The organism is Pseudomonas sp. rhizo66, from assembly GCF_031931925.1.
GTDB lineage: Bacteria > Pseudomonadota > Gammaproteobacteria > Pseudomonadales > Pseudomonadaceae > Aquipseudomonas.
Map to the genome: position 1 here is coordinate 45155 of NZ_JAUJWZ010000002.1, position 13297 is coordinate 58451.

A 13297-nucleotide genomic window follows, 5' to 3' on the forward strand; every position below is an offset into this window, starting at 1 on the left:
TGTGTTGTGCCGAATCCATAATCGACTGGATCTTTCAGGTCGATGCATAGCGCCAGACACCTCGGTCGGCCCCCTCTCCCTCTGGGAGAGGGGCAGCTTCAAAGCAGGTCCAAAGCCAGACACCAGACACAAAAAAGGGGACGCCATTGGCGTCCCCTTTTTCATTGCAGCCATCCAAATCAGAACGCCGGCAATACCGCGCCTTTGTACTTCTCGGTAATGAACTTCTTCACTTCCGGGCTGTGCAGTGCAGCAGCCAGTTTCTTCATCGCGTCGCTGTCCTTGTTGTCCGGGCGGGACACGAGGATGTTTACGTATGGCGAGTCGTTACCTTCGATCACCAGCGCATCCTTGGACGGATCGAGCTTGGCTTCCAGCGCGTAGTTGGTGTTGATCAGCGCCAGATCAACCTGAGTCAGCACGCGCGGGATGGTCGCGGCTTCCAGCTCACGGATCTTCAGGTCTTTCGGGTTTGTCGCGATGTCTTTGACGGTCGACAGGATGTTGGTCGAATCCTTCAACGTGATCACGCCTGCCTTGGCCAGCAGCAACAGGGCACGGCCGCCGTTGGTGGCGTCGTTCGGGATTACCACGTTAGCGCCGCTTGGCAGATCTTTCAGGTCTTTCAGCTTGCTCGAGTAGGCGCCCAGCGGCTCCAGGTGCACACCGGTCACGGCGACCAGATTGGTGCCCTTGGCCTTGTTGAACTCATCAAGGTACGGCTGGTGCTGAAAGAAGTTGGCGTCCAGACGTTTTTCCGCGACCTGCACGTTCGGCTGGATGTAGTCGGTGAAGACCTTGACCTTCAGATCCACGCCTTCTTTGGCCAGCGCCGGCTTCACGAACTCGAGGATTTCCGCGTGCGGCACCGGGGTGGCGGCTACGGTCAGGGTTTCGGCGTGGGCCGAGAATGCTGCAACGGCAGCAAAAGCAGCGATCAGTTTTTTCATTCAGCTAACTCCTTTTCAAAGCGCCCGTCTGGCGCCTGCCAGCGAATGGCCGGCTCATGCTTTCAAATCCGGATTACTTGCGCGAGAAGTGCACGACCAGTCGATCACCGACCATCTGCAACACTTGCACCAAAATCAGCAGCAACACCACGGTGACGATCATCACGTCGGTCTGGAAACGCTGGTAGCCGAAACGGATGGCCAGATCGCCCAGACCACCGGCGCCGACCACACCGGCCATCGCCGTGTAGGACACCAGTGTAATCGCCGTCACCGTAATCGCCGCGAAGATGCCCGGACGGGCTTCCGGCAGCAAGGCGTTGATGATGATCTGCCGGGTGGTCGCGCCCATCGACTGGGTCGCTTCGATGATGCCGCGATCGACTTCACGCAGCGCGGTTTCCACCAGACGCGCGAAGAACGGCGTCGCACCTACCACCAGTGGCGGAATCGCACCGGCCACACCCAGCGACGTGCCAGTGATCAGCACAGTGAACGGGATCATCACGATCAACAGAATAATGAACGGCAGCGAACGCAGGATGTTCACCGCCAGCGACATGAACGCGTAGAGGCCACGGTTTTCCAGCAACTGACGCGGGCTGCAGAGGAACAGCAACACGCCCAGCGGCAGGCCCAGCAGCACGGTGAACAGCAGCGAACCGCCGAGCATCAGCATAGTGTCGCCGGTGGCCAGCCAGATTTCGTACCAGTCGATATTGGTGAAGAAACTGATCAGGTCTTCCATTAGCGCAATACCTCCATGTGAACGTCAGCGGCGGTGAAGCGGGCGAACGCCGCTTCCATGTCGCCACCGGTGACGGCGAGGGTCAATTGCCCATAAGGAATGTCTTTGATGCGGTCGATGCGACCGGCGAGGATGCTGTAGTCGACCCCGGTTTCCCGGGCGACAGTACCGAGCAACGGGGCGTAGGTCGCTTCGCCCTGGAAGGTCAGACGCACGATGCGACCCGGCACGTGAGCGAAGTCATCGCGCTGTTCGCTTTCGTCGATCTGCTCGCTTTCCTGGACAAAGCGCTTCGTGGTCGGGTGCTTTGGATGCAGGAACACATCGGCCACCGAACCTTGCTCGACGATCACGCCGGCGTCCATCACTGCCACTTGGTCGCAGACGCGACGGATCACATCCATCTCGTGAGTAATCAGGACGATGGTCAGTTTCAGTTCGCGGTTGATCTCGGCCAGCAGTTGCAGGACCGATGCGGTGGTCTGCGGGTCGAGGGCACTGGTGGCCTCGTCGCACAGCAGAATCTTCGGCTTGGTCGCCAGGGCGCGGGCGATGCCGACGCGCTGCTTCTGGCCACCGGACAATTGCGCCGGGTACTTTTTGGCGTGGTCGGACAGACCGACCCGCGCCAGCAATTCGGCAACACGCTTGTCGATTTCGCTGCCCGACAGTTCGCCGGCCAGGGTCAGCGGCAACGCAACGTTGTCGGCCACGGTCTTGGAGGCGAGCAGGTTGAAGTGCTGGAAGATCATCCCGACTTGCTGACGGAAACGGCGCAGGCCGTTTGCGTCCAGCGCAGTGACTTCTTCGCCGTCGACGATGATCTTGCCGCCGCTGGAATCTTCCAGGCGATTGATCAGACGCAGCAGGGTGCTTTTACCCGCACCGGAATGGCCGATCAGGCCGAACACCTGCCCGTTCTCGATGGAGAGACTGGTCGGGTGCAGCGCGGGAATGTCCTTACCGGCGACGCGGTAAGTCTTGTGGACGTTTTGAAACTCGATCACGTAGCGAACCTTGTGGGGCGCGTTAGAAAAGGATCAGCGGTTAGCCGGGCGCGCATTTTAGCCTGTCCGTATAGAGGTTCTTAGCATTTATTTCGCAATTAACCTTCGATTTGGCAATAACAAGATCAAAGGTCATAAAAAAGGAACGCCCGCAGTGCCTCATCAGTCACTTAGTAAGCGACTTGAAAACCCTGGGTGCCGTGCCCGGGAACCACTCAAGAGTCCCCGGTAAGGATCGGGGTCAACCGAGGAGTTTACGTCTGATGAGCAAGAAGCCTACGACCGACAAAAGCCAGATGGCCGGAACCGATACCCCGGATCGCGCCAACACCAATGCCAAACTCGACAGCCTGGAGAAGTTTCGCTCCGACGCCACCGGCCAGGCCCTGCGCACTAATCAGGGCGTGAAGATCGCCGACAACCAGAACACCCTCAAGGCCGGCCCGCGTGGGCCTTCGCTGCTTGAAGACTTCATCATGCGGGAAAAGATCACGCATTTTGACCATGAGCGTATTCCCGAGCGCATCGTCCACGCACGCGGCACTGGCGCGCATGGTTTCTTTCAAGCCTACGAGAACCATTCAGAGCTGACCAAGGCTGGTTTCCTGCAGGATCCGGGGAAAAAGACCCCGGTATTCGTGCGTTTTTCCACGGTGCAGGGCCCGCGTGGTTCCGGCGATACCGTGCGTGACGTACGCGGATTCGCGGTGAAGTTCTTCACCGACGAAGGCAACTTCGACCTGGTCGGCAACAACATGCCAGTGTTCTTCATCCAGGACGCGATCAAGTTTCCCGACTTCGTCCACGCGGTGAAACCCGAGCCACACAATGAAATCCCTACCGGCGGCTCGGCCCACGATACCTTCTGGGACTTCGTATCCCTGGTGCCGGAATCGGCGCACATGGTCATCTGGGCGATGTCCGACCGGGCGATCCCGAAGAGCCTGCGCAGCATGCAGGGCTTCGGTGTGCACACCTTCCGGTTGATCAACGCCGAAGGCAAATCACGCTTCGTCAAATTCCACTGGCGTCCTACTGCCGGCACCTGCTCACTGGTGTGGGACGAGGCGCAAAAGCTCGCCGGTAAGGACACCGACTACCACCGTCGCGATCTGTGGGAAGCGATCGAGATGGGCGACTACCCAGAGTGGGAACTCGGTGTACAGATCATCGAGGAGGAAAACGAGCATGACTTCGATTTCGACATCCTCGACCCGACCAAGCTGATCCCCGAAGAAATCGTGCCGATCACGCCGCTGGGCAAGATGACCCTGAACCGCAACCCGGACAACTTCTTCGCCGAGACCGAGCAGGTTGCTTTCTGTCCCGGCCACATCGTGCCGGGCATCGATTTCTCCAATGACCCGTTGCTGCAAGGTCGGCTGTTTTCCTACACCGATACGCAAATCAGCCGACTCGGCGGGCCGAACTTTCATGAGTTGCCGATCAACCGGCCGGTGGCGCCGTTCCACAACGGCCAGCGCGATGCCCAGCACCGTACGGTAATCGACAAGGGCCGCGCCTCGTATGAGCCGAACTCGATCGATGGCGGCTGGCCGAAAGAAACGCCGCCAGCCGCGCAGGACGGCGGTTTCGAGAGTTATCCAGAGCGCATCGATGCGCACAAGATCCGCCAGCGCAGCGAATCGTTCAGCGATCACTTCTCCCAGGCAACATTGTTCTTCAACAGCATGAGCGACCACGAGAAAGAGCACATCATTGCCGCCTACAGTTTCGAGCTGGGCAAGGTTGAGCGTGAGTTCATCCGCGCGCGGGAGGTCAACGAGATTCTCGCCAATATCGATCTGGAACTGGCCAAGCGTGTCGCGGCCAATCTGGGTCTGCCGGCGCCGAGCAAAGGTACGGTCGAAGTGCGCAAGGTTGCCTTCGATCACTCGCCGGCACTGAGTCAGGCGAATCTGTTGCCAGAAAACATCAAGACGCGAAAAGTGGCAATTCTTGCGGCCAACGGCGTCGATGGTGCGGCGATTGAAGCAATGAAGAAGGCGTTGGCTGCTGAGGGTGCGCACGCCAAGTTGCTCGGCCCGACTTCTGCGCCGGTGAAAACCGCAGACGGCAAAACCCTGGCGGTGGATGCGTCGATGGAAGGCATGCCGTCGGTGATCTTCGATGCGGTGTTTGTGCCGGGTGGCGCGGCGTCGGTGAAAGCGTTGAGCGGCGACGGCGTGGCGTTGCATTACCTGCTGGAAGCCTACAAGCACCTGAAAGCGATCGCTCTGCACGGCGAGGCCAAGCAGTTGCAGGATCTGCTGAAGCTGGAGGCTGATGCTGGATTGCTGCAGGGCAAGGATGTGCCGGGGTTGACCAAGCCGTTCTTTGCCTCGATCGGGCAGCATCGGGTTTGGGCACGGGAGCCTAAGGCGAAGGCCATTCCTGCGTAAAAAAGCAAAAGATCGCAGCCTTCGGCAGCTCCTACAGGGTGTATCTCAATCCCATGTAGGAGCTGCCGCAGGCTGCGATCTCTTTTACGGTTTACGCGGACTCAAGACCATCTGTGCCGGTACTGTGCGCACGATCTGCTTCTCGATCTGCAGATCAAAATCCGGATTGAGTTTCTTCACGCGCTTGGTCAGCAATGTCGCCAGCCAAGGATAGTCCTGGGTACGCGGCGCCTTAATGGTCACAGCACACTCATAATTCACCACATCGGCGGCGATCGCATCGAGTTGACGGCGAAGTTTACGGCTATCGGTGATGTTCAGCGCAACTGTGGTGCTTTCCGCGGTCGGATCGATCACCTTGGCTTTCGGCTTGGCTTCGGCTGCCAACAACGCGGCTTCAGCCTTTTCCAGCTCAGCCTTGCGCGCTTCGGTGATGGCGCCATTAACGCCACCGGTCAGTGCCGGTGCTTTCGGCATCAGCGCACGGGCACGGCTCAGCGCCGTGGCGGCCGCATTCACATCACCCTTTTGCAGGACGATCTGACTGCGACGCAGATACGCCTCGGCCAGTTGCCGCTGGTATTGCTCAAGGGATTGGTCGTTTGGCGTTTCTTTCTGCAAAGCGGCCAACTGGTCTTCTGCCGTGGCCAGTTCGCTGCTGGCCAGGCTTTGCTCCAGCTGTGCGATGGCCGTAGCCCGCGCATCGGGGGCTTCAACCACCGGCGGCGTACTTTGGCAGGCGCCCAGCAGCACTGAAAATGCGACAAGGAGCAGATAACGGGAGGCGAACGGCTTCATTCCTGCGACTCTCTAATTGCGCAAAAAGCGGCCAAGTCTACACCCCACGACGGGGCAGAACAAAACTCAACAGAAACAGTGCGGCCGCCGTCACAACGATTGACGGGCCGGCCGGGGTGTCCTTGAACCACGACAACGCCAGCCCGCCACACACCGCGAGCATGCCCAGCAGGCTCGCGCCCAGTGCCATCTGCTCCGGGGAGCGGGCGTGACGCTGTGCCGCAGCCGCCGGGATGATCAACAGCGAAGTAATCAGCAACACACCGACAATTTTCATCGCCACTGCGATCACCACCGCGATCAACAACATCAGCGCCATGCGCAGGCCCGCGACCGGCAGGCCCTCAACCTTGGCCAGCTCTTCGTGCACGGTAATCGCCAGCAACGGCCGCCATAATGTCACCAGCAACACCAGCACCGCCGCGCTGCCACCGAGGATCCACGCCAGATCGGTCGGACTGATCGCCAGCAGGTCGCCGAACAGATAGGCCATCAGGTCGATCCGCACTTCATGCATGAAGCTTAGTACCACCAGGCCGAGAGAGAGGGTGCTCGGTGCGAGAATTCCCAACAGCGTGTCGGACGCCAGCGGCTGGCGCTGTTGCAAAGTCACCAGCAGCACCGCCAGCAGCAGGCAGCCGACCGTCACCGCGACCGTCGGGCTGACATCCAGCAGAAAGCCCAGCGCCACACCGAGCAAGGCAGCGTGGGACAGGGTGTCGCCGAAATAAGCCATGCGCCGCCAGACCACAAACGAACCCAGCGGACCTGCAACGATCGCCAACGCCAGACCTGCAAGCAGGGCGTACAACAGAAAATCAGCCATGCTTGCAGTTGTCTCCGTGAACGTGGGGTTGGCCAATCAGCGGCCCTTTGACCACCGAGCCATGCAGGTCGTGAGCGTGGTCGTGATGGTGGTGATAGACCGCCAGGCTCTGCGCGTTCTTGCCGAACAGCTCGACAAACGCCGGATCGCCGCTGACCTGCTCGGGGTGCCCGGAGCAGCAGACGTGGCGGTTGAGGCAGACCACCTGGTCGGTGGTGCTCATCACCAGATGCAAATCGTGAGACACCATCAGCACGCCACAGCCATGGCGGTCGCGCAGACGGGTGATCAGGCTGTACAGCTCGGCCTGGCCGGCGACGTCGACGCCTTGCACCGGTTCATCGAGCACCAGCAATTCCGGCTCGCGCAACAGCGCTCGAGCCAGCAGCACGCGCTGCATTTCACCGCCGGAAACGCTTTGCACCGGGCTGTCGATGACGTGTTCGGCGCCGACTTCTTTCAGCGCCGCCAACGCACGCGGACGATCAACGCCCGGCACCAGGCGCAAAAAGCGCAGCACCGAAAGCGGCAAGGTCGGATCGACATGAAGCTTTTGCGGCATGTAACCGACACGCAGCTTGGGCTTGCGCCAGACGCTGCCGCTGTCTGGTTTCAACAGGCCAAGCACGGCGCGCACCAGCGTGGTCTTGCCAGCACCGTTGGGGCCGATCAGGGTGACAATCTGCCCCGGCTCGACGCTCAGCTCGATATTGTCCAGCACAGCCTGCCCGGCAAACGTGACGGCGACCTGCTCCAGACGGATCAGCGCATTGCTCATCAAGCCCCCTGGCAACCGGAGCACAGGCCGACGACTTCGACGGTCTGCGCTTCGACGATGAAACCAACGTCTTTGGCGCTGTTGATGATCGCGTCGCTGATCACTTTTTGCTCAAGTTCGATGGCGGCGTGACAGTCGCGGCAGATCAGGAACTGGCCCTGATGCGCGTGTTCCGGGTGCACGCAGCCAACGAAAGCGTTGAGCGAGGAGATGCGGTGAACCAGGCCGTTTTCCAGAAGGAAGTCGAGCGCGCGGTACACGGTCGGCGGCGCAGCGCGGCGGCCGTCCTGCTCGCTCAGCACGGCAAGAATATCGTAGGCGCCCAGCGGCTTGTGGCTCTGCCACACCAGTTCCAGCACCCGGCGGCGCAACGCGGTCAGGCGCAGGCCTTTCTGGGCGCACAAGGTATCGGCCTCGGACAAAGCGCTGTGCACGCAATGAGAGTGGTCGTGGGGACGGCTGGCAATCGGTGTAATAGGCATGGGCGGCGACGAGTTTTGATAGAGACGTTATTATGTTACCCGTTCTCGCCTCCTTGAGTGGTCATCGTGTCCCGACTTTTTTCTGTTTTTGTGGCTTTTGTCGCCAGTTTTCTGCTGATCGGTTCGGCTCAGGCCGAGGTCAAAGTCCTCACCAGCATCAAACCGTTGCAGCTGATTGCAGCGGCCGTGCAGGACGGTGTGGCGATTCCCGAAGTGCTGCTGCCGCCGGGCGCCTCGCCGCACAATTATGCCCTGCGCCCATCCGACGTACGGAAGGTGCAGTCGGTGGATCTGCTCTACTGGATCGGCCCGGACATGGAAGGTTTCCTGCCGCGCGTGCTGAATGGTCGTACGCTGCCGAGCGTCGCCGTGCAGGACCTGCCGGGAATGCATCTGCGCCGTTTCGCTGAGGACAGCCACTCCCACGCTGAAGAAGCTGACGAGCATGATCACGATCACCGCCCGGGCACGCTCGATGCGCATTTGTGGCTATCACCGGTGAATGCGCGGGTAATTGCCGACAAAATAGCCGCTGACTTGAGCGCTGCGGACCCGGCGAACGCCGAGCGCTATCAGAGCAATGCGAAGGCATTCGATGAGCGTCTCGATGCGCTGGATCAGCGTTTGAAGAAGCGTCTGGCCAGTGTCGACGGCAAGCCGTACTTCGTTTTTCACGAGGCGTTTGATTATTTTGAAGAGGCTTATGGCCTGAAGCACACCGGCGTGTTCAGTGTGGCCGCCGAAGTGCAGCCGGGCGCGCAACATGTCGCGGCGATGCGCAAGCGTTTGCAAGAAGTCGGCAAGACCTGTGTGTTCAGCGAGCCGCCGTTGCGGCCGCGTCTGGCGGAGACGTTGGTGGCGGGTTTGCCGGTGAAGCTGGCGGAACTGGATGCGTTGGGCGGGTACACCCCGGCGACAGCTCAGGGCTATGAGCAGGTGCTGGAGAAGTTGGGGAATGATCTGGCCGGGTGCCTGGAATCTCTGTAGCCCCATAGAAAAAGATCGCAGCCTTCGGCAGCTCCTACATGGGATTGATGTACATCCTGTAGGAGCTGCCGAAGGCTGCGATCTTTTGATCTTAAAGGGCGAAAGGTAGCGGTGTGTGTACCTGCTGCCGCTGCACCAAGCGCTGCTCAAACTCCTTGGGATCGTGAATCAACACGTCCTGCCCGGCAAACTGCTCCGCCGCGATCAACCGCGACAGCCAGAACCGCACACACGCCACGCGCAGCATCGTCGGCCACAACTCAGCCTCCGCCGCCGTAAACGGTCGCAACGCCGCATAGGCGCCAAGGAAAGCGCGAGCACGCGGGCCATCGATCAAGCCGTCCTCGTCCGAACACCAGTCGTTCAAGGCAATCGCCACGTCATAAAGCATCGGCCCCGAGCAGGCGTTGTAGAAGTCGATCAACCCGGTCAGGTGCGTGCCTTCGAACATCGCGTTATCGCGAAACAGGTCGGCGTGAATGTTCGCCCGAGGCAGCGCGAGAATCTTGTCTTTGCGCTCGGTGATCTCCTCCAACGCCTTGTGCAGCAGCGCACGCGGCTCATCGCTCAGGTGCGAGAGCAATTCGCAGCCCTCCTTCAACATCCAGTCCAGGCCACGATCGGTCTTGCGCTTGATCATGCGCTCGCCCTGGGTCGCCAGGTGCAGATGTGCCTGCAACTCGCCGACCTGCGCGCAATGCTGAGCATTGGCGACCTTGATGTGCTTGCCGGACAGGCGCGGCTGCAGCAGCGCCGGTTTGCCCTTCAGCTCACGCAGCGCCACGCCGTCGGTGGTGCGCAGCGCGTACGGCACCGGCAGATCGGCTTCGTGGAGCACATCGAGCAGCTCGATGAAGAACGGCATCTCCTGCACCGGGCCGCGTTCGACCAGGGTCAGGACGAACTCGCCCTGCTCCAGGCTGATAAAAAAATTGGTGTTTTCGCTGCCGGCGGCGATCCCCTGGAAATCAAGCAGACGGCCAAGCCCGTAAGGGGCGAGAAAGGTTTCCAGCTCGGGCCGAGCCAGGGGAGTGAACACAGACATGGTTAAAAACTGCTCAGTTCAGGCGTCGCGCTCAGGCGACGCCGATTAAAAGTCGGGAAACTTACTTCCAGGTAAAGATTTCCCACGACGGAATACGCAGATCCGGCTGGTCGGAGCGGATGTAATTCGCATCCGTACCATCGGCGCGCACCAGGAAATACGGTTTGCCACCCTTCGGCGTGACCTTGATCGCATAGACGAAGCCACTGCGGCTGTATTCCTGGATGACCTTGTCACCTTCCGTGTGCGTGTTGATAGTAACTTCTGGCTCCGAAGCGGGCGCATCATCCGCCGCCATCGCGGCCAACGGTGAGGCAGCAATCAGACCGACCAGCAGCAAGCGATTTAACGTACGCATGATAACCTTGTCCCTTTGTCGTCAACGGTCCCGCTATTCTAGCGCCGGACCCGCCGAAAAGGTTGATCCTGCTCATGAGCCAAGCCCCCCTCGTCCTGGTGGACGGTTCGTCTTACCTGTACCGCGCTTTTCACGCGCTGCCACCACTGACCACCTCCAAAGGCCTGCCGACCGGTGCGGTCAAAGGCGTGCTGAACATGCTCAAGAGTCTGCGCAAGCAGTACCCGGACAGCCCGTTCGCCGTGGTGTTCGACGCCAAGGGCGGGACATTTCGCGATGAGATGTACGCCGACTACAAAGCCAACCGCCCCAGCATGCCCGACGACATGCGCGTACAGATCGAGCCGCTGCACCAGAGCGTGATTGCCCTCGGTTTCCCGCTGCTGTGCGTGGAAGGCGTCGAAGCCGACGACGTGATCGGCACACTGGCGCGCAGCAGCGCGGCGGCGGATCGCCCGGTGATCATCTCCACTGGTGACAAGGACATGGCGCAATTGGTCGACGGCCACATTACCTTGGTCAACACCATGTCCGGTAGTTCGATGGATGTGGAAGGCGTGAAGGAGAAATTCGGCGTCGCTCCCGAGCAGATCATCGATTATCTGGCGCTCATGGGCGATTCTTCCGACAACATCCCGGGTGTTCCGGGCATCGGCCCGAAGACTGCGTCCGGTTTGTTGGTCGGGGTCAATGGCGGCCTGACCGAGCTGTACGCCAATCTCGACATCGTTCCGACCCTGCCGATTCGCGGCGCGAAAACCCTGCCGGCCAAGCTCGAAGAGCACAAGGAGATGGCCTTCCTCTCCTATCAACTGGCGACTATCAAGGTCGACGTGCCGTTGGACATCGAACTCGACGACCTGCAGATGGGCACAGAAGATCCGGCCAAGCTCTACGAGTTGTACACCCTGCTGGAATTCAAGAGCTGGCTGAACGACCTCGATCGCGACGCCAAGCGCCTGGAGCTGAGTGCAGCCGCTGAGCCTGCGCCGGCTGGCGATCTGTTCAGTGCACCCGCAGAAGAAGCCCCTGCCGTTCCGACCGAAGCTGCGTATGAAACCATCCTTGATCAGGCGCGTTTCGACGTCTGGCTGGAAAAACTGAAGAACGCCAAGCTGTTCGCCTTCGACACCGAAACCACCGGTATCGACGCGCAGCAGGCGCAACTGGTCGGTCTGTCGTTCGCCGTGCAGGCCAACGAAGCCGCGTACATCCCGCTGACCCACTCGTACATCGGCGTGCCGGAGCAGCTGGATCGCGACACCGTGCTGCGCGCGCTCAAGCCGATTCTCGAAGACCCGAACAAACTCAAAGTCGGCCAGCACGCCAAGTTCGACATGAACATCCTGGCCAACTGCGCCATCGGCGGCGACCAGAACAACGGCATCACCGTGCGCGGCATCGCCTTCGACACGATGCTTGAGTCCTACGTGCTCAACTCCACCGCCACCCGCCACGACATGGACAGCCTCGCGCAGAAGTACCTGGATCACACCACCGTGAGCTTTCAGGACATCGCCGGCAAAGGCGCCAAACAGCTGACTTTCGACCAGATCGCGCTGGAACAGGCCGGGCCATATGCCGCTGAAGACGCCGACATCACTCTGCGTCTGCATCAGACCCTGTTCGAAAAACTCAGCGCGATCCCGAGCCTGGCCAGCGTGCTGACCGATATCGAAATCCCGCTGGTGCCGGTGCTGGCGCGCATCGAGCGCCAGGGGGCGTTCGTCGATGCGGAACTGCTCGGCATCCAGAGTATTGAGCTGGGTAACAAGATGGTGGCGCTGGAGCGTGAAGCGTTCGAAATCGCCGGCGAAGAGTTCAACCTTGGCTCGCCGAAGCAACTGGGCGTGATCCTCTACGAAAAGCTCGGTCTGCCGGTGCTGAAGAAAACTGCCAAAGGCCAGCCGTCGACCGCCGAAGAAGTGTTGGCGAAACTCGCCGAAGACGATCACCGCTTGCCGAAGGTGCTGATGGAGCACCGCTCGATGAGCAAACTGAAAAGCACCTACACCGATCGCCTGCCAGAGCAGATCAACCCGCGCACCGGACGTATTCACACCTCTTATCATCAGGCTGTGGCGTCGACCGGGCGCTTGTCTTCCAGCGATCCGAACCTGCAGAACATCCCGGTGCGCACCGCTGAAGGCCGGCGCATCCGTCAGGCGTTCGTCGCGCCAAAAGGCTACAAACTGCTGGCGGCGGACTATTCGCAGATCGAACTGCGGATCATGGCGCACCTGTCCAAGGACGAAGGCCTGATGAACGCCTTCCGCAACAACCTGGACGTGCACACCGCCACCGCTGCCGAAGTGTTCAAGGTCGAGCTCAACGAAGTGACTTCCGACCAGCGCCGTGGCGCCAAGGCGATCAACTTCGGCCTGATCTACGGCATGGGTGCGCAGAAGCTCGGCAAGGACATCGGCGTCGACACCAAGACTGCCAAGGCTTACATCGACACCTACTTCGCCCGTTATCCGGGCGTGCGCGAGTACATGGATCGCACGCGCGCCCAAGCGGCGGATCAGGGGTATGTCGAGACGTTCTTCGGTCGTCGCCTGTACCTGCCGGAAATCAACTCGAACAAGCCGCAGGAACGCGCCGCCGCCGAACGTACGGCGATCAACGCGCCGATGCAGGGCACGGCCGCCGACATCATCAAGAAAGCCATGGTGGCGGTGGATAACTGGCTGGCGACGTCCGGGCTGGACGCCAGAGTCATCCTGCAAGTACACGATGAATTGGTGCTGGAGGTTCGTGAGGACCTGGTTGAACAGGTCAGTGCCGAGATCCGCGTACACATGAGCGAAGCGGCGAAACTGGATGTACCGCTGCTGGTCGAAGTGGGTGTGGGCAACAATTGGGATGAGGCTCACTAAGCCATTTGAAGACGGTTTTGCCGCGATACAACGTCGC

General features: G+C 60.5%; 12 protein-coding genes. 3 read left to right on the top strand and 9 right to left on the bottom strand.

The features are described 5' to 3' along the window. Positions 1-179: 179 nt before the first annotated feature. The 3 genes from QZR14_RS02240 to QZR14_RS02250 form a co-directional block, all read right to left on the bottom strand. Positions 180-950 (bottom strand): MetQ/NlpA family ABC transporter substrate-binding protein, encoded by a 771-nt coding sequence (locus tag QZR14_RS02240; protein WP_250605519.1) that lies wholly within the window; start codon positions 948-950, stop codon positions 180-182. 73 nt (positions 951-1023) lie between these two features. Continuing rightward, positions 1024-1698: a methionine ABC transporter permease gene (locus QZR14_RS02245; RefSeq protein WP_160054515.1), complete on the bottom strand. Its 675-nt coding sequence runs from the start codon at positions 1696-1698 to the stop codon at positions 1024-1026. Beyond that, a complete protein-coding gene (locus tag QZR14_RS02250; RefSeq protein WP_038365023.1) occupies positions 1698-2705 on the bottom strand; it encodes a methionine ABC transporter ATP-binding protein in 1008 nt (335 codons plus the stop codon). Before QZR14_RS02250 ends, QZR14_RS02245 begins: the two co-directional genes overlap by 1 nt. Before the next feature lie 260 nt (positions 2706-2965). Between QZR14_RS02250 and katE the strand changes: the two genes are divergently transcribed. Continuing rightward, positions 2966-5107: a catalase HPII gene (gene katE / locus QZR14_RS02255; protein ID WP_250605895.1), complete on the top strand. Its 2142-nt coding sequence runs from the start codon at positions 2966-2968 to the stop codon at positions 5105-5107. An 84-nt stretch (positions 5108-5191) separates the two neighbouring features. On the opposite strand, the gene QZR14_RS02260 is transcribed toward katE, so the two are convergent. The 4 genes from QZR14_RS02260 to QZR14_RS02275 are packed head-to-tail and all read right to left on the bottom strand — an operon-like array spanning position 5192 to position 7991. After that, complete coding sequence (locus tag QZR14_RS02260; RefSeq protein WP_311995795.1) at positions 5192-5905, bottom strand: PA5502 family lipoprotein; 714 nt, start codon at positions 5903-5905, stop codon at positions 5192-5194. Between the two features lie 37 nt (positions 5906-5942). After that, complete coding sequence (gene znuB, locus QZR14_RS02265) at positions 5943-6731, bottom strand: zinc ABC transporter permease subunit ZnuB (protein WP_007911758.1); 789 nt, start codon at positions 6729-6731, stop codon at positions 5943-5945. Then, on the bottom strand, positions 6724-7509 hold the full coding sequence (gene znuC, locus QZR14_RS02270; protein ID WP_250605521.1) for a zinc ABC transporter ATP-binding protein ZnuC: 786 nt from the start codon (positions 7507-7509) through the stop codon (positions 6724-6726). Before znuC ends, znuB begins: the two co-directional genes overlap by 8 nt. Beyond that, positions 7509-7991, bottom strand: a complete 483-nt coding sequence (locus tag QZR14_RS02275; protein ID WP_007911760.1) for a Fur family transcriptional regulator — start codon at positions 7989-7991, stop codon at positions 7509-7511. Before QZR14_RS02275 ends, znuC begins: the two co-directional genes overlap by 1 nt. Positions 7992-8057: 66 nt before the next feature. Here QZR14_RS02275 and QZR14_RS02280 point away from each other — a divergent pair, with 66 nt between their 5' ends. Continuing rightward, the gene (locus QZR14_RS02280) at positions 8058-8978 is read left to right on the top strand and encodes a zinc ABC transporter substrate-binding protein (RefSeq protein ID WP_250605522.1); all 921 of its coding nucleotides are present in this window, start codon (positions 8058-8060) and stop codon (positions 8976-8978) included. A gap of 91 nt (positions 8979-9069) precedes the next feature. Here the strand turns inward: QZR14_RS02280 and QZR14_RS02285 are convergent, their stop codons facing one another. Both QZR14_RS02285 and QZR14_RS02290 read right to left on the bottom strand, forming a co-directional pair. Continuing rightward, positions 9070-10023 carry a homoserine kinase gene (locus QZR14_RS02285; RefSeq protein ID WP_311995796.1) on the bottom strand — a complete coding sequence of 318 codons (954 nt, stop codon included), beginning with the start codon at positions 10021-10023 and terminating at the stop codon, positions 9070-9072. A gap of 61 nt (positions 10024-10084) precedes the next feature. After that, entirely contained in the window at positions 10085-10381 is a 297-nt protein-coding gene (locus QZR14_RS02290) for a DUF2782 domain-containing protein (RefSeq protein WP_311995797.1), read from the bottom strand. A gap of 74 nt (positions 10382-10455) precedes the next feature. Between QZR14_RS02290 and polA the strand changes: the two genes are divergently transcribed. Further along, on the top strand, positions 10456-13260 hold the full coding sequence (gene polA, locus QZR14_RS02295) for a DNA polymerase I (RefSeq protein WP_311995798.1): 2805 nt from the start codon (positions 10456-10458) through the stop codon (positions 13258-13260). Positions 13261-13297: the final 37 nt, after the last annotated feature.

Bases quoted from the DNA above. Each gene is read 5' to 3' on its own strand.
- QZR14_RS02240 (WP_250605519.1), bottom strand. From the start codon at position 950: ATGAAAAAACTGATCGCTGCTTTTGCTGCCGTTGCAGCATTCTCGGCC.
- QZR14_RS02245 (WP_160054515.1), bottom strand. From the start codon at position 1,698: ATGGAAGACCTGATCAGTTTCTTCACCAATATCGACTGGTACGAAATC.
- QZR14_RS02260 (WP_311995795.1), bottom strand. From the start codon at position 5,905: ATGAAGCCGTTCGCCTCCCGTTATCTGCTCCTTGTCGCATTTTCAGTG.
- znuB (WP_007911758.1), bottom strand. From the start codon at position 6,731: ATGGCTGATTTTCTGTTGTACGCCCTGCTTGCAGGTCTGGCGTTGGCG.
- znuC (WP_250605521.1), bottom strand. From the start codon at position 7,509: ATGAGCAATGCGCTGATCCGTCTGGAGCAGGTCGCCGTCACGTTTGCC.
- QZR14_RS02275 (WP_007911760.1), bottom strand. From the start codon at position 7,991: ATGCCTATTACACCGATTGCCAGCCGTCCCCACGACCACTCTCATTGC.
- QZR14_RS02285 (WP_311995796.1), bottom strand. From the start codon at position 10,023: ATGTCTGTGTTCACTCCCCTGGCTCGGCCCGAGCTGGAAACCTTTCTC.
- QZR14_RS02290 (WP_311995797.1), bottom strand. From the start codon at position 10,381: ATGCGTACGTTAAATCGCTTGCTGCTGGTCGGTCTGATTGCTGCCTCA.
- polA (WP_311995798.1), top strand. From the start codon at position 10,456: ATGAGCCAAGCCCCCCTCGTCCTGGTGGACGGTTCGTCTTACCTGTAC.